We start from the raw sequence: 19,876 nt of genomic DNA on the forward strand, positions 1-19,876 counted from the left end.
CTTTCCCTATCTGTGCCCCACTCGGCGCCCTGTGTTGCAAACGCCCCCGCCGCACCCACGTCCGGCGGGGCCCCACTAGCCCTTGTGGTGTCAGGCGCCCGGAGGCACCGGAAGTGCCACACCTGGCAGGCTCTGGTCGTTCGGCACGACGCCGTCGACCAGGTAGGCCTCCACGACCTTGTCCACACCCGCGTTGCCGCCGGCGTAGATCCCGTGGTCACCCTCGCCGGTGATCGTCAGCATCCGCGAACCCGCGAACGCCTTGTGCGCGCGGCGCGCGCCCTCGATCGGCGTCGCCGGGTCGTGCTCCGACTCGACGATCAGCACCGGCGGGACACCCTTGCCGTCCAGCACCGGGAGCGGCGCCGGGGTCTTCTTCCAGAACAGGCACGGCTGGATGAACCAGCCGGCACCCAGGAGCGGCAGCTGCTTGTCGATCAGCTTCTGCGAGTCCTTGATGGCGCTGTTCACCGTGCCGGTCCACGGCCCCTCGTTGCAGGGGATGGTCCAGAACGACGCGTCGTAGGCGTCACCGTCGGTCGGCACCATCAGCGGCTGCGCGCCGGAGGTGTCGGTGCTCTTGTCGGCGGCCTTGACCTTCTGCGCGGCCGAGGACTTCGCCTGCGCCGACGCGGTGCCCTGGGTCAGCGTGCGGACGCTGACCAGGTAGTCCGCCAGGCCCGGGAAGGAGCGCTTCGAGTAGATCGAAGACGCGATGAAGGCGTCCAGGCCGTTGGCCGACACGCTCGAACCGTCGGGCAGGGTGACCGCGCCCTGGGTCAGGACGTAGCGGACCTGCTCGTAGGTCTGGCGGGCCGCCTCGCCGCTGGTGCCGAAGTGGTAGAGCTTGTCGTACTTCGCCATCCACGGGAGGAAGTCCTGCCGCCAGCGGCGCTCGAAGCCGAGCGGCTGCCAGTCGAACGACTTCTGCCAGGTCGTGGTGAACTCCGTCGAGGAGTCGAGCACGAACCGGCCGGTGCGGGTGGGGTAGGCCTGGGCGTAGTGCGCGCCCATCCAGGTGCCCGCCGAGTAGCCGACCCAGTTGATCTTGTCGCGGCCGAGCAGCACGCGCAGCAGGTCGATGTCCTTGACCGTCTGGTCGGTGTTGATCAGCGGGCCCAGCTCGCCGGACTTCTGCTGGCAGGACAGCGCCGCGTACTTCGTCGCCGCGACGATGAGGTTCAGGTTCTGGCGGTCGCGGTCACGCGGGTCCAGGTCCGAGCCGGTGCCGATGGCCCCGCCGCACGTGATGTTCGTGCTCTTGCCGGTACCGCGCGGGTCGAACCCGACGATCTCCTGGTGCTCCCGCAGCTTCGGCTGGTTGCGCAGCCGGGCCGGGAAGTTGCGGCCGGGCGCACCCGGGCCGCCGGGGTTGGTGACGACGCTGGCCGTCGCGTCCTTGGTCGCCTTCAGCCGGCTGACCGCGATGGTCAGGTCGATCTGGGCGTTCGCCTGGTACCAGTTGCGCGGCGTCTTGTAGGTCGCGCACTCCATGTCCTCGGCGCCCGCGGGCGGGGCCGTCGGCAGTTCGGCGGGGACGGCGCACTTGTGCCAGTCCAGCTTCTGGTTCGCGTACTGCTGCGGGATGTTCGTGGAGTTCAGCGGCTGCTTGCCGGCCGCGGCCTCCTGGCCTGCGAACGCCGGCGTGAACCCGGCCAGCAGGGTGCCGGCGATCGCCGGGATCACCACCGCGTAGCGGAGTCGTGTCATACGGTTGCCCCTTATCGGGTTTTCGCGTGCGGAGTCCGGCTATTGATATAGGCCGGGTGAGGGCGGGGCAACCGACGTTGGTCGGCAACGCGGACCGTGGCGATCAAATCGATATCGGACAGACGTGACTCCCTGTCACCCAGGTTCTAAGGTCAGGCGGTCGGTTACGGGAGTGTTAGGTGAGGTCGATGTCGACTGAAAAGCACGACGGAAAGGTGCGCGGGCTGCGGTTCAGCCCGTGGAACCTGCTCCTGATCGTCCCGCTGCTGGTCCTGGTCACGCCACTGTTCAACATGGACGGTCCGCGGCTCTTCGGGATGCCGTTCTTCTACTGGTTCCAGTTCCTCTTCGTCGCGGTCGGCGTCCTCAGCACCTGGATCGTCTACCTGATGACGCGGGACAAGCGGCCGGCCGGTGACGCCCCGGACAAGCTGAGCGTCGACGACCTGGACGAGGGGGACGCTCGATGAGCAACCTGCAGTGGCCCGAACTGATCATCTTCACGATCCTGTTCCTGCTGGTCACCGTGCTCGGGTTCATGGCGGCGCGCTGGCAGCGCGGCGGCGGGCTGGACCACCTGGACGAATGGGGTCTCGGCGGCCGCAAGTTCGGCTCGTGGATCACCTGGTTCCTGCTCGGCGGTGACCTCTACACGGCGTACACCTTCGTCGCGGTGCCCGCGCTGGTGTTCAGCGCCGGCGCCCTCGGCCTGTACGCGCTGCCGTACACGATCGTCGTCTACCCGATCGTGCTGCTCCCGGCGCTGCGGATGTGGTCGGTGTCGCGGGTGCGCGGCTACGTCACCCCGGCCGACTTCGTGCGCGGCCGCTTCGGCTCGCCGATCCTCGCGCTGCTGATCGCGATCACCGGCATCGTCGCGACCATGCCGTACATCGCGTTGCAGCTGGTCGGCCTCGAAGCCGTGCTGCGGACGATGGGCATCAACGGCTCCGGCATCGTCGGGCACCTGCCGCTGCTGATCGCCTTCATCATCCTGGCGGTCTACACCTACCAGTCCGGCCTGCGGGCGCCCGCGCTGATCGCGTTCGTCAAGGACATCCTGATCTACATCGTCATCCTCGTGGCGATCATCTACCTGCCCTCGAAGCTGGGCGGCTGGTCGCACATCTTCGACGCGGCGGCGAAGAAGCTCGGCACGCCGAACCCGGCCACCGGCAAGCCGGCCGGCTCGATCCTGCTGAACGCCAACAACCAGCTGCAGTACGCGACGCTGGCGCTGGGTTCGGCGCTCGCGCTGTTCCTGTACCCGCACTCGCTGACCAGCGTGCTGGCCTCGCGCGGCCGCAGCGTCATCAAGAAGAACATGGTCGCGCTGCCGGCGTACTCGCTGGTGCTGGGCCTGCTGGCGCTGCTCGGGTACGTCGCGATCACGGCGGGCGTCAAGCCGCTGACGAACGCGGCCACCGGCAAGGCGGACGGCAACACGATCGTCCCGGTGCTGTTCGACAGCCAGTTCTCGTCGTGGTTCGCCGGCATCGCGTTCGCCGCGATCGGCATCGGTGCGCTGGTGCCGGCCGCGATCATGTCGATCGCCGCGGCCAACCTGTGGACCCGCAACATCTACAAGGAGTACATCCGCAAGAACGCGACACCGGCCGAAGAGGCGAAGCAGGCCAAGCTCGCTTCGCTGGTCGTGAAGCTCGGCGCGGTGGCCGTGATCATCCTGATCGACCCGCAGTTCTCGATCGACCTCCAGCTCATCGGCGGCGTGCTGATCCTCCAGACGCTGCCGGCCGTGGCGCTCGCGCTGTACACGCGCTGGTTCCACCGCTGGGGCCTGATCGCGGGCTGGGTCGTCGGCATCGGCTGGGGCCTGATCATGCTGTACGGCATCCCCAACCCAGCGAACGGCAAGCTCCACTTCGGCGGGTCGGCGTTGTCGCTCGGCAACCTGTCGATCTTCGGCTGGCACCCGTTCGCGGGTTCGGCGGTCCAGATCTACGTCGGCTTCGTGGCGTTGATCGCCAACCTGGTGGTCGCCGCGATCGTCACGGTGATCGCGCGGCGGATGAAGGTGTTCAACGGCACCGACGAAACCAACGCCGAGGACTACCACGCCGACGAGAACGACAAGGACCTGCGCCCCATCGGGGTCCACTAGTCCACAATGGACAGCTTGCGGACCATCGTCCGCGAGACGAAGTAGAGCACCACGCCGTTGAGCAGGTGCCAGAGGAAGTGCGTGCCGGCCGGGACGTAGTCGCACACGTCCCGGTCGAGCGTGCGCAAGCTCAGTGACAGCGCGAAAACCGCACCGGCCACGGCGAAGTGCGTCCAGTACGCGTCACGGCGGAGAGCCAGCAACGCGGCGAACGCGAACAGCCCGACCAGCGCGGACAGGTAGAGCCCACCCCCGAGCAACGCCGTCACGGCGGTCAAGGCGAGGAACGCGGGCGCGGCGAGCCACGCGAGTTTCGCGCGCACGCCGAAGAACACCCGCGCGAACAGCACGGCGTAGACCAGCACGAACACGAGGATGAACAGCGAGTCCCCGGCCGCGGCCCAGCGCGTCGCGACCAGGTGGAACACCGTGCTGGCGGCGAAGACCAGTCCGATCAGGACGGCGAGCAGCCGCCCGGTCCGGTTCCCGCCGGCCAGCCGCCAGACCAGCACGGCGGCGAGCAGGAAGGCGAGGTTGCTGAGACTGTTGAGCGGCTCACCCCAGAGCCCGGGCCCGACGCGTTCGCAGTACCCGTCGACGTAGTCCGTCACGAGCACAGCCAACCACGACTAGCGTGCGGGGTATGAGCGACGTGAGCCGGTTTCCGGTGGTGGAACTCGAAGACCTGCCCGACGACCTTCGCGAGCGCGTCGGCGCGATCGCGGAAAAGTCCGGGTTCGTCCCGAACATCTTCCGCGCCCTCGGCCACCGCCCGGCCGAGCTGCGCGCCTTCCTCGACTACCACGACGCCCTCATGGAACGCTCCGACGGCTTGAGCAAGGCCGAGCGCGAGCTCGTCGTCGTCGCGACGTCCGGCGCGAACCACTGCACCTACTGCGTCGTCGCGCACGGGGCGATCCTGCGCATCCGCGCCAAGGACCCCGAACTGGCCGATCGCGTGTCGAGCAACCCGTGGCAGGTCGAGCTGGACGAGCGCGGCCGCGCGATCGTCGACCTCGCGCTCGTCCTCGCGCAGGACTCCGCGTCGTTCGGCGAAGGCGACCTCGAAGCCGCGCGCGCCGCCGGTCTCACCGACGACGAGATCTGGGACGTCGGCGCGATCACGGCGTTGTTCGCGATGTCGAACCGGCTCGCGCACCTGACCGCGTTGCGCCCGAACCCGGAGTTCTACCTGCTCGGCCGCGTGCCGCGCTAGAACTCGAGGCGCCAGGTCTCGTCGGTCAGCTTCGGGCCCCAGCCGTCGAAATCCTCTTCGTGGACCAACTCGAACCCGGCCGCGCGGTAGATCGCCCGCGCGGCGGTCAGGATCGACACCGTCGACAGCTCCATCCCCCGGTAGCCGTGCGCCCGCGCGAACTCGACGCACTCGGTGACCAGCCGCTTGCCGACGCCGTGGCCGCGCGCCGACGGCTCGAGCAGCAACAGCCGCAGCTTCGCGGTGTCCGCGTCCGGCCCGCGGGTGCACGCGATGCCGCCGACGCGCTCGCCGTCGAGCTCGGCGATCCAGAACGCCTGCCGCGGGTCGTCGCGCCGCTCGACGAAGTCGGCGACGATGCGCGCGACGAGACCCTCGAACCGGTCGTCGAAGCCGTACTCCCGGCCGTAGAGCGCGCCGTGCCGCTCGATCAACCAGCCGAGGTCACCCGGTCGTGGTGGACGCAGCACGAGCACCGGGTCGCGACGCCGCTCGCCGACGAGGTCGCCGATCGTGCGCATCGCGGCGAGGAGACGCTGCTGGTCTTCGTCGGCGAAGCGGCGCAGCAGTCCGCCGATCTGCTCGGTGGACCGGCGGTTGAGGACGGCGAACGCGTCCCGGCCGGCCGCCGTCGGGCGCACGAGCTGGCGGCGGGCGTCCTCGTCGGACCGTTCGCGCGAGATCAGCCCGCGCGACTCGAGGCGGGCGAGGAGCCTGCTGGCGTAGCCGGCGTCGAGGTCGAGGCGCTTGCGCAGCTCGGTCACCGCCAGCGGGTCCTGGTGGGCGAGCTCGAAGAGCACGCGGGCTTCCGGCAGCGAGTACTCGGCGTCCGCGGGTCCTTCGTCGAGCACGCCGATGACCCCGGTGTAGAGCCGGTTGAAAGCGCGGACCGCGGCCACGCGGTCGGCCGCCTGCGCGTTGTTCATTGACCACCTCAACCAACTTGTTGACGAAGTCAAAGAATACTGCGGGAGCCGGCGGCGGCAAGTGATTTCCGGACCCCGGACATGGGAAACCCCGCGATGCTGCCAGGTCGGGGGTCCGCCAGCATCACGGGGTCGTAGGGGGTATCGACGCCCCTTGGGGCGGCGTTACATCTTCAGCCCTTTGTGGCATAGGTCACTCGAATGGGTGACCGCCGAGGGGTGAAGAGGGGTTCAGCGCATGTAGCCCGAGCGAGCCTGCGCGATCGCGATGAGCTCCTGACGGACCGTCGCGGTCGCGGCGGTGTCGATCGCGCGGTTCAGCGACCGGCGAGTGCGAGCCTCGGCGCGACGAGCACGGAGCTTGGCGGCGATGTTGTTCATCGGTTTCTGCATCCCCTTCGGAGGGTCTTGGTGGCTTGTGCCTCTAGTATGCACCTTTTTTCACAAGGATTCCAACGAATGTCCGGTGACTTGGCACACTCGCCGATGAATCATCGGCAAATCTGGGTATCGACCGGAGGGATCGCGGGTGGCCGCGGTCACCGTGAGGCAACCCGCTAGGGCTTTCTAGCAAAATGTAGTGATTTTCAAATATTCACTTAGGGACGCTCATAGAGCGCGAGACAGCCGGAAAAGCCCAGGTCAGTCGCGGCCGAGCAGGTAGTGGCCGAAGTGCGGCACGGTGAAGGCGATCTGACCCCGCTCGGCGGAGTAGACGAGGCCCTTCTTCATCAGGCTGTCGCGGGCCGGCGACAGGGAGGACGGCTTCCGTCCGAGGAACACGGCGACGTCGGCGGTGCCGGCGGGCTCGTCGCGTCCCTGGGTCAGCTCGGCCATCGCCTGCAGGTACTCCCGCTCGGCGGGCGTCGCGCGTTCGTAGCGCGAACCGAAGAAGCCGACGGCCAGCTCGGACTCCGCCTCGGGCGCCGCGACCTGGACGTCCTTGACCGTGATCGGGTCGGACGGCGCCGCGTCCCAGGCCGCCTTGCCGTAAGCCTGGATGAAGTACGGGTAGCCGCCCGAGGCGTCGAAGAGGGCGTCGAGCGCTTCCGGCTCGATGCCGGCGTCCTCGCGTTCGATCGGCGCCATCACGGCGAAGTCGGCGTCTTCGCGGTCGAGCCGGTCGATGCGCGCGTAGCGGAAAAGACGTTCGGAGTAGGACTTGGACGCCGAGAGCACGGCGGGCACGTGCGGCAGCCCGGCACCGACGACGACGAGCGGCGCGCCGGACTGCGAGAGCTCGTGGCAGGCCGCGCACAACGCGGAGACGTCGTCGGGCTGCAGGTCCTGGATCTCGTCGATGAACACCGCGACGCCGGTCCCGACGTCCGCGGCCAGCTCGGCGACGTCGGTGAACAGCTCGACGAGGTCGATCTCGATGTCCCCGGAGTCCGCGCGGCCCTGCGCGGCGAGCACGTCGATGCCCGGCTGCCAGCGGTCGCGCAGCTTCGCGTCGGCTTTGTTGGCCCGCAGCGCGAACGCCTTGAGCACGCCGAGCACCTCTTCGACCCGATCCGGCGCCCGGTGCCGCACGGCGAGATCCCGGATGGCCCGGTGCAGCGCGGCGGACAGCGGCCGCCGCAGCTCGGCGTCCGGCCGCGCTTCGATCTTCCCCGCACCCCACTTGTGCCGCACGGCCATCGCCCGCAGCTCCCCGAGGAGCACGGTCTTCCCGACCCCGCGCAGCCCGGTGAGCACGAGACTGCGTTCAGGTCTCCCCCGCGCAACCCGCTCCAGCACCACTTCGAACGCCTTGAGCTCACGCTCGCGCCCGGCCAGCTCAGGCGGCCGTTGTCCGGCGCCCGGTGCGAAGGGGTTGCGGATGGGGTCCACTCTGCCAAGTTATCGACGTATCTAGCGCGAGCCCGATATTCCGCCATAGACGGCTAGGCGTGTCGCCGAGGTTCGACCGGATGGCCGTACATAGAGACGAACAGGTCTGCAGCCCTGCTCGTCCCTACCCCCAGCGCGCACTACGACGTCGCGCTAGTCGCTCAGGTTCCGTTCCGCGTAGATCTTCATCGCGTCGCGGACGAATTCCGCGCCCGCACCCTCGAACCCGTAACGCGGATCGTCGACGTACAGCCGGCCCAGCCCCGCGAAGTACCCCGCGGACACCGCGGACACCGCGGACACCGCCGGCTTGAGCCACGCGTGCAGCCGGCGCGTGATCGCCTGGACCTCGTCGGAGTCCGCCGTGAGCCCGGCCGTGTGGGCCGCCCCGAACGCGGCGGCGATGTCCCGCTGCTCCTGCTGGTGGGCCTGCTTCTCCTCCGCCGACAGTGAGCGCCACCACTCGTCGCCCGTCCGGTACGCCGATGCGCCCCAGCGCTCGGTGACCTCCTTTTCGTAGCGGGTGTGGTCGAAGCCGTCGAAGACTTCTTCTGCCATCAGTCGTTCACCTCCCTTCAGTTTCCGTAGCGTCGTCCGGACCGAATCGATCTGCCGCCCGATCCGCCGCTGCTCCTGTTCGAGCAGCTCCAGGTGGGTCTCGAGCGCCGCGACGCGGTCGCGTTGCCCGTCCAGGACCTCCGCGATCGCCGGCAGCCCGAGGCCGAGTTCGCGCAGCAGCAGGATCCGCTGCAGCCGGACGAGCGCCTGCTCGTCGTAGTAGCGGTAGCCGTTGCTGCCGACGCGGCTGGGCTCGAGCAGGCCGACCGCGCCGTAGTGGCGCAGCGTCCGGCTCGTCGTCCCGGCCGAGCGGGCGATGTCCTGGATCGACCACTCCATGCCGTCGACGATAGAAGTTGACGCTGCGTCAAGGTCAACCGCTAAAGCTTTCTAGTGCTCTCTAGTAATACTGCGAGATTCGCGCAGAAACACCGATGAGGGTTCGACGGCGGGACGAGCGGGCACTCAGCGAGTAGGTTCGACCAGGCAGCGGCCCGTACGAGGAAGGCAACGACCGTGATACTCCGTCGACTGGCACGTCCCCTGCTGGCAGCGATATTCGTGAGCGGCGGGATCAATGCGCTGAGGCACGCCGAGGGGCACGCGAAGGCGGCGGAGCCGTTCCTCAAGGGCGCGTTCGACAAGGTCGGTGACGTCGTCCCGGAGCAGGTTCCGCGCGACCCGGTGACGCTCGTCCGCATCGACGCCGGGGTGAAGATCGGCGCCGGCCTCGCGCTCGCCACCGGTAAGGCCCCGCGGCTCGCGGCCGGGCTCCTGCTCGGCAGCCTGGTGCCGACGACGCTCGCCGCGCACAGCTTCTGGACCATCAAGGACCCGGGCGAGCGCCAGCAGCAGCAGATCCAGTTCTTCAAGAACGCGAGCCTGGCTGGCGGCCTGCTGCTCGCGGTCAGCGACACGCACGGGAAGCCGTCGGCGGCCTGGCGCGCGCGTCACGCCGCGAAGGACGTCAGCGCCGCGGCCGGGAAGCTGAGCCGCAAGGCCGAGAAGCGCGCGAACAAGCTCGCGAAGCGCGCCCAGAAGGCGCTCCCCAACTAGAACGCGAAAAGGGCCGCCCCCCGCGAGCGAGGGGCGGCCCTTTTTCGTGCGCGCTACTTCTCCAGGATCGCGGTGACGCCCTGGCCGCCGGCCGCGCAGATCGAGATCAGGCCGCGGCCGGACCCCTTCTCGTGCAGCAGCTTCGCCAGCGTCGCGACGATCCGGCCGCCGGTCGCGGCGAACGGGTGCCCGGCCGCCAGCGACGAGCCGTTGACGTTCAGCTTCGCCCGGTCGATCGCGCCGAGCGGCGCGTCCAGGTCCAGCTTCTCCTTGGCGAACGCCGGGTCCTCCCACGCCTTGAGCGTGGCCAGCACCTGCGACGCGAACGCCTCGTGGATCTCGTAGAAGTCGAAGTCCTGCAACGAAAGCCCGGCGCGCGTGAGCATCCGCGGCACGGCGTACGCGGGCGCCATCAGCAAGCCCTCTTCACCGTGGACGTAGTCGACAGCGGCGGTCTGCGAGAACGTCAGGTACGCCAGCACCGGCAGCTTGTGCGCCTTCGCCCACTCGTCGGTGGCGAGCAGGACGGTCGACGCGCCGTCGGTCAGCGGCGTCGAGTTGCCCGCGGTCATCGTGCCGCCGGGGCCGCCGAAGGCCGGCTTGAGCTTGGCGAGCTTCTCCGCGGTCGAGTCCGCGCGCAGGTTCTGGTCGCGCGCGAGCTTGAGGAACGGCGTCACGAGATCGTCGAAGAACCCGCGGTCGTACGCGGCGGCGAGGTGCTGGTGGCTGGCCGCGGCCAGCTCGTCCTGCGCCTCGCGGGTGATCTCCCAGATCTTCGCGGTGAGCGCGGCGTGCTCGCCCATCGACAAGCCGGTGCGCGGCTCTTCGTTGCGTGGGATCGCCGGGACGATGTGCCCAGGCCGGATCTTCGCGACGAGCTTGAGCCGGTCGCCGAGCGTCTTGGCGGAGTTGAGCTGGATGAGGATCTGCCGCAGGTCCTCGTTGACGGCCAGCGGCGCGTCGCTCGTGGTGTCGACGCCGCCGGCGATGGCCGAGTCGATCTGGCCGAGCGCGATCTTGTTCGCGACGTTGATGATCGCCTGGAGGCCGGTGCCGCACGCCATCTGGACGTCGGACGCGGGCGTCGCGGGCGACAGCTTGCTGCCGAGCACGCTCTCGCGGGCCAGGTTGAAGTCCTTCGAGTGCTTGAGCACGGCGCCGGCGGCGACCTCGCCGATCACCTCGCCCTGCAGCGAGAACCGGCTGACCAGACCGTCGAGCGCGGCGGTGAACATGTCCTGGTTCGACGCCTTCGCGTACGGGCCGTTCGACCGCGCGAAGGGGATCCGGTTGCCCCCGATGATGGCGACCTTGCGCACGGAGGGCGCCTGCTTCGGTTGCTTCTGCCTGGGGGGCATGTCTCCACCTCTCGGTCGTGTCTCTCACACTGTAACCTACTAGCGAGTAGGTTAGACTGCGACGTGACGCAGACTGCACGGGAGGCAATCGATGGCTGACAGGTATCAGCAGTTCACGAAAACCCCGTTGGGGAAGTTCGTGGTGCCGAAGCTCGGCCTGCCCAACCCCGCCACGCTGCGCCGGTACAAGCCCGGGCAACCCGCCCTCGAGGGTCCCGCACTTCTCGGCGCCGCGCCTGGCAGCCGGCTGGAAAAGACCCTTAAGGATCAACTGGCCGACGCGGGCATCGACGTCGTGACGTCGTCGGGTGACCGGCATGCGGCGCTCGTCTTCGACGCCACCGGCGTCACCGACCCCGCGCGCCTGCGCGAGGTCTACGACTTCTTCCACCCGGTGATCCGCAGCGTCGGGCCGTCCGGCCGGGTCGTCGTCCTGGGCACGCCGCCGGAGCAGGTCGAGGGCCGCGAGCGGATCGCTCAGCGCGCTCTCGAAGGCTTCGTGCGTTCCGTCGGCAAGGAGCTGAAGCGCGGCGCGACGGCTCAGCTCGTGTACGTCGCCGAAGGCGCCGAAGAGGCTACGGAGTCGACGCTGCGCTTCCTGCTGTCCGCGAAGTCGGCGTTCGTCGACGCGCAGGTGATCCGGATCGGCGCCGAAGGCAAGACGGCTGTCGCGCCCGCGAACTGGGAGAAGCCCCTCGACGGCAAGGTCGCGCTGGTCACGGGCGCGTCCCGCGGCATCGGCGCGGCGATCGCCGAGGTGCTGGCCCGCGACGGCGCGCACGTCGTCGCGCTCGACATCCCCGCTCAGGGCGCCGACCTGTCGAAGGTGGCGAACAAGATCGGCGGGTCGTCGCTGCAGCTCGACATCACTTCGCCGAGCGCGCCCGCGAAGCTCGCGGAGTACCTGAAGGAGCGTCACGGCGGTGTCGACGTCGTCGTGCACAACGCGGGCATCACGCGCGACAAGACGCTCGGCAACATGAGCGAGAGCGCGTGGGACTCCGTGATCGCGGTGAACCTGGCGTCGCAGCTCGCGGTGAACGACAAGCTGCTCGGCGATCGCGTGCTGAACGAGAACGGCCGCATCATCGGCGTCTCGTCGATCGCGGGCATCGCCGGCAACGTCGGCCAGGCGAACTACGCGACGTCGAAGGCGGGCGTCATCGGCATGGTGAACGTCGGCGCGCCGCAGCTCGCGGCGTACGGCGGCACGATCAACGCCGTCGCGCCCGGGTTCATCGAGACCAAGATGACCGCGGCGGTCCCGCTGTTCATCCGCGAGGCCGGCCGCCGGCTGTCGAGCCTCGGCCAGGGCGGCCTGCCGGTCGACGTCGCCGAGACGATCGCCTGGTACGCGAACCCGGCGTCGGCCGCGGTGAACGGCAACGTGGTCCGCGTCTGCGGCCAGGCCCTGCTGGGGGCGTGAGGTGGCGATCCGCGAACTCGACAGCACGCCGAGCCTGGCGACGCTGTACCCGAAGGCCCTGCTCGGTTTTCGCAAAACGGGCTTTTCGCTGCCCGACACGGAGCTGGTGCGTACGGGCGTGGTCGTCGACCCGGCGCACCTCGCCGCGTACAACACGGTCTGCGGGTTCCGGCTGAGCGACGAGCTGCCGGCGACCTACCCGCACATGCTGGCGTTCCCGCTGCAGATGGCGCTGATGACCGAGTCGGGCTTTCCGTTCCCGCTGCTGGGGATGGTCCACGTGGCGAACCGGATCACCCAGCACCGCGCGCTGCGCCTGGGCGAGCCACTGACGATCCGGGTGCGCGCGGAGAACCTGCGCCCGCACGAGAAGGGCCGTCAGTTCGACGTCGTCAGCGAAGCATGGGCCGGCGACGATCTGGTGTGGGTCGACGTGAGCACGTACCTGCGCCGGGGTTCGGGTTCTGGGTCTGCTGTGCGCCGGGAGCAGCTGGCGCCCCCGACCCCGGACGCGATCTGGCGAGTACCGGGCGACATCGGCCGCCGCTACGCTGAGGTTTCGGGTGACCGCAACCCGATCCACCTGCATCCGCTGACGGCTCGCCTGTTCGGCTTCCCGCGCGCGATCGCCCACGGGATGTGGACGAAGGCCCACGCGCTGGCGGCGTTCGAGGGCCGGCTGCCGTCGGCGTTCACGGTGGACGTCCGCTTCAAGCAGCCGGTGCTGCTCCCGGCCAAGGCGGGCTTCACGACGTGGGCGGACGGCGACGGCTGGGCGTTCGAGCTGTGGAGCAAGGCGAAGCCGCACCTGGAGGGCACGATCACCTCACTCTGACGGCTTCCAGACCTCGCCCTCGATGAGGTCGTTGAAGCCGAGCCAGACGAGGTTCATCAGCCACGACGCGAGCACGCCGTCGGAGATGTCGGGGTGGTCGAGGGCCCAGTCGGCCAGCGACTCGGCCGCCCCGACCAGGGCCGCGGACAGGCCTTCGCCGGAGAACTCGGCCTGCTCGCCGACGCCCTTGCGGGTGCCCGCGGACACGACGAGCGCCGCGACCAGCTGGATCGCACGCGCCCGCATGTCGGTGATCTCCGCGGCGAACGCGCCACCGACGGTCAGCGCCTGGCGGTGCAGCACCGTCCACGACTCGCGATACTCCGAGACGAAGCGGTAGAACGAGCGCAGGCCGTGCCAGAGCTGCATGTCCGGCGGCAGGTCGGGCTGCACGCCGGCCTGGATGGCCTCGAGCAGCCGCGTCGCCTCGCGGCGGATGCACGCACCGAACAGGTCCTCCTTGGACCCGAGGTAGGTGTAGATCATCGGCTTCGAGACGCCGGCGACGTCGGAGATCTCGTCCATCGAGGCCGCGTGGTAGCCGTGGCGCGAGAACACCTGGACGGCCGCGTCCAGGATCTGCCGCTCGCGCACGGCGCGTGGAAGCCGCCGGGCCCGCTCGGGCGGACGCTGATCATCCTCTGACACGCTGGACCTCCCTGTTGCTGCCCGGAGACGGTACCGGGCGTTGCCCCGGGAGGGTGATTTCGGCACGCTTGCCCGCCTACCTACTGGCGGGTAGCCTACGTGTGAGTAACTTGAGAGGGAGTGACCATGGCCGACAACGCCGGGATGACCAGCGCAGATCAGGTCGCGGAGCTCCGTGGGGCGGCGCTGCTGAACGCGCTGGAGCGCCTCGACCCGCTCGGCCCCGAGGCGCACGCCCTCGACGTCAACGCCCTTGCCGACGCGGTCGACCCGCGCGACCTCGGCAAGGACGACTTCCGAAGACTCCTGAACGCACTGCTTCGCCTGGCGGAGCGCGCCCCGGCGTTCGACCTGAGCAAGGTCGACCCGGCGCGCTTCGCGGCACTGGTGTCTTCGGCATCCCGCGCGCAGCTGGAGAGTGTCGTAGCGGAACGTCCCCTGCGCGAGCGGGTCCTGGACGAGATCTTCGCCCGCATGGGCGCGCACATCCGGCCCGAGAGGGCCCGCGACCTGCACGCGGTGGTCCACTGGCGCCTGTCGGGCGGCATCGGCGAAGGCGGCTACGACCGCTACGAGACGGTGATTTCGCACGGCTCGTGCACGGTGAGCCGCGACATGCGCTCAGCACCCCGGGTCACGATCACGATCGCCCCGGCGGACTTCTTCCGCCTGATCACCCACCAGGCGACGCCGGCGGTGTTGTTCGTCACGGGAAGAATCAAGGTCAAGGGTGATTTGGCCTTCGCGGCCGGGCTGATCGGATACTTCGATCTCCCGCACCCCGTATAGTCCGTCGCTGTGCCCCGAAAAGCGAAATGGCGCCTTTCCCGGCCCCGCAGCAGTGTTCGTGGCGGCCACGCGGTCAACGCGTTCGCGGAGAAGCTGGTCATCGCCAACCTGACGCCCGAGCAGTTCATCCAGGTCCTGGAAACCCTGCACATGCTGGGCTCCGCGGGTGCGGGTATCGAGCTGAGCTCCCTGTCGACGGACGTGCTGGTGGACGTGGTCGGACGAGCCTCACGCGACCAGCTGAAGGCGATCGCGGCGCACTCCGAGTTGCGCGCGGTGTTCCTGGACGAGATATTCCGCCGAATGTCCGAGCATTTCTTGCCGGAACGAGCACGCCACGTGGACTTCGTGGTTTCCTGGCGCTTCTCGGAAGGAACCGGAGAGGACGGCTACGACCGTTTCCAAACGGTGATCGAGGACGGCTTGTGCGTTTCTTCGACGGACCTGTCCCGCACCCCGGACACGACGATCACGCTGTCGGTGGACGACTTCATCAAGATGGCCACGGGCAACGCCGCGGTGGCGGCGATGTTCGTGACTGGGCGAGTGAAGGTGAAGGGCGAGTACGCCCCGGCAGTGCGGTTCTCCAGCTACTTCGACATCCCTAGGCCATCCGTGGACTAGCTGTCGCGCGTTGGTGACACCAAACTGTCGGTGTCCACCTTTAGGGTGGATCCATGAGCGGTCCTGATGTTGGCAGCGTGCCGGAGATCTTCTTGGAGCCTGGTCGGGTCTGGGGTGCTGTCCCCGGCGTCCCGGAAGGAACCACCTTCTCGAGCCGACGCGAGGCGTACGACCGCGGAGTGCACTTGGCTCTGCAGGCAGGCATCGTCGGCGTCGCGCGGACCTGTGCAGCGTCGATCGTGCTTTCCGGCGGGTACGAGGATGTCGACGGCGGCGATTGGATCTTGTACACCGGCCACGGCGGCCGCAAAAACCGCAAGCAGGTCGATCACCAGACCTTCAGCGACCCGGGAAACGCTGCGCTCGTGGCGAGCCGGGTGCATCAGACACCTGTCCGGGTTGTGAGGGGCTCCGAGGCGGAGTTCGGGCCAGACGAGGACTACCGGTACGACGGATTGTTCCTGGTGAAGGATTCGTACTACGAAGTCGGTGGCGACGGCTTCAAGATGTGTCGCTTCCTCATGGTCAAGTATGGCTCACGGGTGGATATCAATTTTCCGGACATGGTCATCGAACTTTCACCTGTCGAGAAGCATTCGATGAAACCAGTGGGTAAAAGTAAGCCGGCTCGCCGAAAAGCGGTAACCAGGCCCATCGTTCGCTCGCCCGAAGTTTCGGACTTCGTCAAACAGGTCCACGACGACACGTGTCAGATGTGTGGTATCAGGTTGGTCGTTAAGGGGCAGGGATTTTCGCAAGGGGCGCACATTCGTGCTCTTGGTGGTGTTCAGGCCGGCCCCGATGTGCCCGAGAATGTTCTTTGTCTATGTCCGAATTGCCACTCCCTGTTTGATCTGGGGGCAATCCTAGTTCAGCCTGATCATTCCTTACAATATAACGGAATGAGTGTCGGAAAGCTTCGGATGGACGACCAGCACTTCGTCGACGACAAGTACCTCACGTTCCATCGTGAGATTCACTCTTGATCAGTTCTCGACGACTCGGCCTTCGATCACCGTCGGCTGCTCCCGTCGCGGTTCCGCTGGAGGCACCACTTCGCTGTCCACCACCATCACCGGCCCCCGGCGCTGGTTGGCGAACCGCACCGCCCGCTTCTCGATCCGGCGAAGCCACAACCGCCGAGCCACCGCGCGCGATGGCGGCAGCATCAGCAGCAACCCCAGCACGTCGCTCACGAACCCCGGCACCAGGATCAGCACCCCGCCGAGCGCGACCAGCATCCCGTCGGTGAGTTCCTTCTCCGCCGGCTGCCCGGCCCGGGCGGCGGACATGAACGCCCGCATCGCCTTGGCGCCCTCGCGGCGGGCCAGCCAAGAGCCGATGAACGCGCCGGCCAGGAGGAGGCCCAGCGTGCCGAGCACGCCGACGGCCGAACCCACCGCCCAGATCGCGGCGATCTCGGCGAAGACGTACAACAAGAACGCGACAGCCATACCCGCACAACGAACGACCTGTCCGATTTGCTCCCGGCCCGCCGAGCCACCCGCTAGTCTCACCCCTCGTGTCCGACTGGCTCCGCTGGCTCCTGATCGCGTTGTGCCTGGTCGCGGCCTTGCTCGTGGTCTGGCGCGGGCGTCGTCAGCGGCGGACGTTCTTCCCTGGGCTCACCTGGACGCGGCGGAAGCCGGAACGTCGCCGGCGCGGGATGGTCGTCTCCGTTCTCGGCTGGCTGGTCGTGGCCTTGGTCGTTGCCGGAGCGACCGGCGGTGGCCTGCTCTGGTTCCTCGGCTGGCCGCGGCTGCCCGACGCCGGCCAGTTCGACGTTGCCCAGGTGCTCGACCTGCTGAAGATCGCGCTCTCGGTGGTTGCCGGGTTCGGTGGGGTGGTGCTGCTCGCCGTCAACTACCGGAAGCAGCGCGTGGCCGAAGACGAGCACGACCTGGCCATCCAGCGGGCGGATCGCGAGGTCGTCCAGAAGTTCAACGAACGGTTCGGCAGCGCGGCCGAGCAGCTCGCGCACGACAGCCCGGCCGTCCGGCTGGCCGGGGTCTACGCCATGGCCGGTCTCGCCGACGACTGGGCCGACAAACGTCAGGTCTGCGTCGACGTCCTCTGCGGCTACCTCCGGATCATCCGCGAAGCCGCCGGCGAGGTCGAGGTGCGGGAGGCGATCCTGCGCGTGATCCGCGACCGCACCCGCCAGAGCGGGGAACGGTCCTGGTCCGCGCTCGACTTCGACTTCACCGGTGTCACCATCGAGAACGCCGATTTCGCGCGGCGCAAGTTCAGCGGCGAGGTCCTGTTCGACGGCGCGGAGTTCGTGGGTGGCGTGGCCTCCTTCGCCGGCGCCGAGTTCGGGAAGCTGAGCTTCCACGGCGCCCGGTTCTCCGCGGGCGAAACGAACTTCGGCGGAATGACCGTCACCGGCGGCAAGGTCGAATTCGTCGGTGCCGAGTTCGCGGGAGAAACCGTCGACTTCGCCGACGGGTTCCTGCAGTCGTCGTCGATTGCCTTCTTCCGTTGCCGGTTCGCGGCACCGCGGGTCGACTTCTCGCAGCTGGACTTCACCTTCGGCCGGTTGCTGTTCGACCGGTGTGACTTCGCGGACCTCGAGCTCGACCTCTCGATCGGTCTCGACGCCCAGCCGTTCTCCCTGGTGCCGGTGCTCGCCGAGAACTGCCGGTTCGAGCGGTGCCGGATCGAGCTGGGCCGCGGCGGCCAAGGGGTCAAGCTCGCGGACTGCGTGCTCGACACCGTGACCGTCGCCGACACCGGGGAGTACCCGCAGGCGCACCCGTGGCCGGGCAACGAGCTGCGCGGCGGCACCTCGCTGCCCGGCCACTACGCGACGGCCTAGCTCGGCACCTCGTCCAGGTACGCCTGCGCCTGGAGCGTGAACAGGTCCGCGTACCCGGCCTTCGCCGCCATCAGCTCCTCGTGCGTTCCGTACTCCGCCACCTTTCCGTGGTCCAGCAGCAGGATCCGCTCCGCCTGCCGCACCGTCGAGAACCGGTGCGAGATGTACAGCGTCGTCCGCCCCTCGGACAGCTCGCGCAGCCGCGAGAACAGGTCGTGCTCCGCCTGCGCGTCCAACGCCGACGTCGGCTCGTCCAGGATCAACAGCGGCGCCTCGCGCTGGAACGCGCGGGCCAGCGCGATCTTCTGCCACTCGCCGCCTGACAGGCTGACGCCCTGGTCGAACCAGCGGCCCAGTGGGCTGTCGTAGCCGGAGGGCAGCCGCTCGATGCGCTCGTCCGCGCCCGCTCGGCGGGCCGAGTTCTCGATGTGGGGACGGTCCTCCAGCCGGGTCAGGTCGCCGAGGCCGATGTTCTCCGCCGCTGTCCCTTGGTACGTCACGTAGTCCTGGAACATCGCGCTGATCCGGGTCCGCAGTTCCACCGGGTCGTACTCGCGGATGTCCACGCCGTCCAGGAGGATCCGGCCGGCGGTCGGGTCGTAGAGCCGGCACAACAGCTTGAACAGCGTCGACTTGCCCGCGCCGTTGCGGCCCACCACCGCCACCGTCTCGCCCGGGCGGATCTCGAAGCTGACGTTGTCCAGCGCCGGCTCGTCCGCGCCCGGGTACGCGAAGGTCACCGAATCGAACTCGATGTGACCGTCCACGACGGACGGGAAAGCGCGCGGGGACGAGGGCGCCGTGATCTCCGGCTTCGTGTCCAGGAAGCGGTACAGCGTGTCGAGGTACAGGTTGTTCTCGTACATCCCCGAAAACGCCGTGAACAGCCCGGACACCGACGCCTGCACGGACGTCGCCGCGGCCGTGTACAGCGCCAGGTCGCCGAGCGTCAGCTCCCCGCCGACCGCCTTCAGCGCGATGTACAGCGCGATCGCCGAACCCGCGAGCGTGCTCAGCAGGCCCCAGGACGTCGAGCTGAGGTTGCGGTTGATCGTCAGCTTCCGCTGCCGCTCGTACGACACGAGGCCGAGCCGGCGGAACCGGTCGACGAAGTACGGGCCAAGCCCGAACAGCTTCGTCTCCTTGGCGTACGTGTCCGTCGTGACCAGCGAAGACAGGTAATCCATCCGCCGCTTGATCGGCGACATCAGGAACGTCAGCCAGAACGCGCGCGAGCCGTACTTCGACTGCGAGATGAACGCCGGAATCGGCGCCAGCAGCGCGACCAGCGCCAGCAGCGGGCTCACGGCCACCAGCAGCGCGATCATGCTGCCGAACGTGATCAACGTCCGGACGAGCCCCAGCGCGGAGTTCATCATCGACAGCGGCCGCGTCGGCGCCTCCTGGGCGGCCTGGCGCAGCATGTCGTACGACGTCGAGCCCTCGAAGTACGCGAGGTGCAGCTCGCTCGCGTGGGCCATCACCTGGTGGCGGATGGTCAGTGTCATGCGCTCCTGCAGCAGCGACTGCGCGATCGACGTCATGGCGCTGCTGATCGCGGTCGCGGCGAGCACGCCGAACTGGAACAGCGCGACGTTGACGATGTCGGCCGTCGTGCCGCGGTGCTGGATCGCCGCGACGACGGAGTCGAGAAGCAGCTTCGCGATGTACGCGGTCACCGTCGGCAGGAGGCCCGACAGCAACGTGATCAGCGCCAGGAGGATCGTCAGGACCGGGCTGGCCTGCCACGTCAGCCGCACGACCTTCGGCAGGCCGCGGACCGTACCGGCCACGGACGTCTTTGCGCGCTTGAGCCGCGAGCGAAGGTCTTTCGGCTGGTCTTCCGGCTTGGGCTCGGGGATCTCGACCGGCCCGGTGAGCCCGCTTTCCGGGACCGTCGACGCGTGCCGCCGTCTTCCTCGCCGAGCCAGCATGAACTCCATGCCGCCCCCACCGC

General features: G+C 68.6%; 20 protein-coding genes. 10 read left to right on the top strand and 10 right to left on the bottom strand.

Annotated elements, in window-relative coordinates; genetic code table 11:
- Nucleotides 1-90: 90 nt before the first annotated feature.
- A complete protein-coding gene (locus tag ABZ342_RS35940; protein ID WP_360482813.1) occupies nt 91-1,710 on the bottom strand; it encodes an alpha/beta hydrolase in 1,620 nt (539 codons plus the stop codon).
- A gap of 188 nt (nt 1,711-1,898) precedes the next feature.
- Between ABZ342_RS35940 and ABZ342_RS35945 the strand changes: the two genes are divergently transcribed.
- Complete coding sequence (locus ABZ342_RS35945; protein ID WP_155548193.1) at nt 1,899-2,180, top strand: DUF3311 domain-containing protein; 282 nt, start codon at nt 1,899-1,901, stop codon at nt 2,178-2,180.
- Nucleotides 2,177-3,832, top strand: coding sequence for a monocarboxylate uptake permease MctP (mctP, locus tag ABZ342_RS35950; RefSeq protein WP_155548192.1), 1,656 nt, complete (start codon nt 2,177-2,179; stop codon nt 3,830-3,832). The genes ABZ342_RS35945 and mctP overlap by 4 nt, the downstream gene beginning before the upstream one ends.
- On the opposite strand, the gene ABZ342_RS35955 is transcribed toward mctP, so the two are convergent.
- A complete protein-coding gene (locus ABZ342_RS35955) occupies nt 3,829-4,443 on the bottom strand; it encodes a hypothetical protein (protein WP_360482941.1) in 615 nt (204 codons plus the stop codon). The genes mctP and ABZ342_RS35955 overlap by 4 nt on opposite strands.
- A gap of 32 nt (nt 4,444-4,475) precedes the next feature.
- Here ABZ342_RS35955 and ABZ342_RS35960 point away from each other — a divergent pair, with 32 nt between their 5' ends.
- Nucleotides 4,476-5,048 carry a peroxidase-related enzyme gene (locus tag ABZ342_RS35960; RefSeq protein ID WP_360482817.1) on the top strand — a complete coding sequence of 191 codons (573 nt, stop codon included), beginning with the start codon at nt 4,476-4,478 and terminating at the stop codon, nt 5,046-5,048.
- Here the strand turns inward: ABZ342_RS35960 and ABZ342_RS35965 are convergent.
- The 4 genes from ABZ342_RS35965 to ABZ342_RS35980 all read right to left on the bottom strand — a co-directional run bounded on the left by ABZ342_RS35965 (nt 5,045) and on the right by ABZ342_RS35980 (nt 8,704).
- On the bottom strand, nt 5,045-5,974 hold the full coding sequence (locus ABZ342_RS35965; protein WP_360482820.1) for a helix-turn-helix domain-containing GNAT family N-acetyltransferase: 930 nt from the start codon (nt 5,972-5,974) through the stop codon (nt 5,045-5,047). The two genes, ABZ342_RS35960 and ABZ342_RS35965, sit on opposite strands and share 4 nt — an antisense overlap.
- Nucleotides 5,975-6,205: 231 nt before the next feature.
- Complete coding sequence (locus ABZ342_RS35970; protein ID WP_196425803.1) at nt 6,206-6,355, bottom strand: hypothetical protein; 150 nt, start codon at nt 6,353-6,355, stop codon at nt 6,206-6,208.
- 261 nt (nt 6,356-6,616) lie between these two features.
- On the bottom strand, nt 6,617-7,807 hold the full coding sequence (locus tag ABZ342_RS35975; protein WP_360482823.1) for an ATP-binding protein: 1,191 nt from the start codon (nt 7,805-7,807) through the stop codon (nt 6,617-6,619).
- A gap of 153 nt (nt 7,808-7,960) precedes the next feature.
- Complete coding sequence (locus ABZ342_RS35980) at nt 7,961-8,704, bottom strand: MerR family transcriptional regulator (protein ID WP_360482826.1); 744 nt, start codon at nt 8,702-8,704, stop codon at nt 7,961-7,963.
- A gap of 177 nt (nt 8,705-8,881) precedes the next feature.
- On the opposite strand from ABZ342_RS35980, the gene ABZ342_RS35985 reads away from it, so the two are divergent.
- Complete coding sequence (locus tag ABZ342_RS35985; RefSeq protein ID WP_360482829.1) at nt 8,882-9,421, top strand: DoxX family protein; 540 nt, start codon at nt 8,882-8,884, stop codon at nt 9,419-9,421.
- Nucleotides 9,422-9,474: 53 nt separating this feature from the next.
- Here the strand turns inward: ABZ342_RS35985 and ABZ342_RS35990 are convergent, their stop codons facing one another.
- On the bottom strand, nt 9,475-10,779 hold the full coding sequence (locus ABZ342_RS35990; protein ID WP_360482832.1) for an acetyl-CoA C-acetyltransferase: 1,305 nt from the start codon (nt 10,777-10,779) through the stop codon (nt 9,475-9,477).
- A gap of 91 nt (nt 10,780-10,870) precedes the next feature.
- On the opposite strand from ABZ342_RS35990, the gene ABZ342_RS35995 reads away from it, so the two are divergent.
- Together ABZ342_RS35995 and ABZ342_RS36000 are read left to right on the top strand one after the other, a co-directional pair.
- The gene (locus ABZ342_RS35995; protein ID WP_360482835.1) at nt 10,871-12,205 is read left to right on the top strand and encodes a 3-oxoacyl-ACP reductase; all 1,335 of its coding nucleotides are present in this window, start codon (nt 10,871-10,873) and stop codon (nt 12,203-12,205) included.
- 1 nt (nt 12,206) lies between these two features.
- Entirely contained in the window at nt 12,207-13,040 is an 834-nt protein-coding gene (locus tag ABZ342_RS36000; RefSeq protein ID WP_360482838.1) for a MaoC/PaaZ C-terminal domain-containing protein, read from the top strand.
- On the opposite strand, the gene ABZ342_RS36005 is transcribed toward ABZ342_RS36000, so the two are convergent.
- The gene (locus tag ABZ342_RS36005) at nt 13,032-13,688 is read right to left on the bottom strand and encodes a TetR/AcrR family transcriptional regulator (protein ID WP_155548182.1); all 657 of its coding nucleotides are present in this window, start codon (nt 13,686-13,688) and stop codon (nt 13,032-13,034) included. The genes ABZ342_RS36000 and ABZ342_RS36005 overlap by 9 nt on opposite strands.
- 126 nt (nt 13,689-13,814) lie before the next feature.
- Here ABZ342_RS36005 and ABZ342_RS36010 point away from each other — a divergent pair, with 126 nt between their 5' ends.
- The 3 genes from ABZ342_RS36010 (at nt 13,815) to ABZ342_RS36020 (ending at nt 16,087) form a co-directional block, all read left to right on the top strand.
- Nucleotides 13,815-14,477, top strand: a complete 663-nt coding sequence (locus tag ABZ342_RS36010) for an SCP2 sterol-binding domain-containing protein (RefSeq protein ID WP_196425802.1) — start codon at nt 13,815-13,817, stop codon at nt 14,475-14,477.
- A 93-nt stretch (nt 14,478-14,570) separates the two neighbouring features.
- A complete protein-coding gene (locus tag ABZ342_RS36015) occupies nt 14,571-15,101 on the top strand; it encodes an SCP2 sterol-binding domain-containing protein (RefSeq protein WP_360482944.1) in 531 nt (176 codons plus the stop codon).
- Between the two features lie 53 nt (nt 15,102-15,154).
- A complete protein-coding gene (locus ABZ342_RS36020; protein WP_360482842.1) occupies nt 15,155-16,087 on the top strand; it encodes a YDG/SRA domain-containing protein in 933 nt (310 codons plus the stop codon).
- On the opposite strand, the gene ABZ342_RS36025 is transcribed toward ABZ342_RS36020, so the two are convergent.
- Entirely contained in the window at nt 16,088-16,555 is a 468-nt protein-coding gene (locus ABZ342_RS36025) for an FxsA family protein (protein ID WP_360482845.1), read from the bottom strand.
- A gap of 68 nt (nt 16,556-16,623) precedes the next feature.
- Between ABZ342_RS36025 and ABZ342_RS36030 the strand changes: the two genes are divergently transcribed.
- On the top strand, nt 16,624-17,919 hold the full coding sequence (locus ABZ342_RS36030; protein WP_360482848.1) for a pentapeptide repeat-containing protein: 1,296 nt from the start codon (nt 16,624-16,626) through the stop codon (nt 17,917-17,919).
- On the opposite strand, the gene ABZ342_RS36035 is transcribed toward ABZ342_RS36030, so the two are convergent.
- Nucleotides 17,916-19,862: an ABC transporter ATP-binding protein gene (locus tag ABZ342_RS36035; RefSeq protein WP_360482947.1), complete on the bottom strand. Its 1,947-nt coding sequence runs from the start codon at nt 19,860-19,862 to the stop codon at nt 17,916-17,918. The two genes, ABZ342_RS36030 and ABZ342_RS36035, sit on opposite strands and share 4 nt — an antisense overlap.
- Nucleotides 19,863-19,876: the final 14 nt, after the last annotated feature.

The organism is Amycolatopsis sp. NPDC005961 (assembly GCF_040629235.1).
GTDB lineage: Bacteria > Actinomycetota > Actinomycetes > Mycobacteriales > Pseudonocardiaceae > Amycolatopsis > Amycolatopsis camponoti.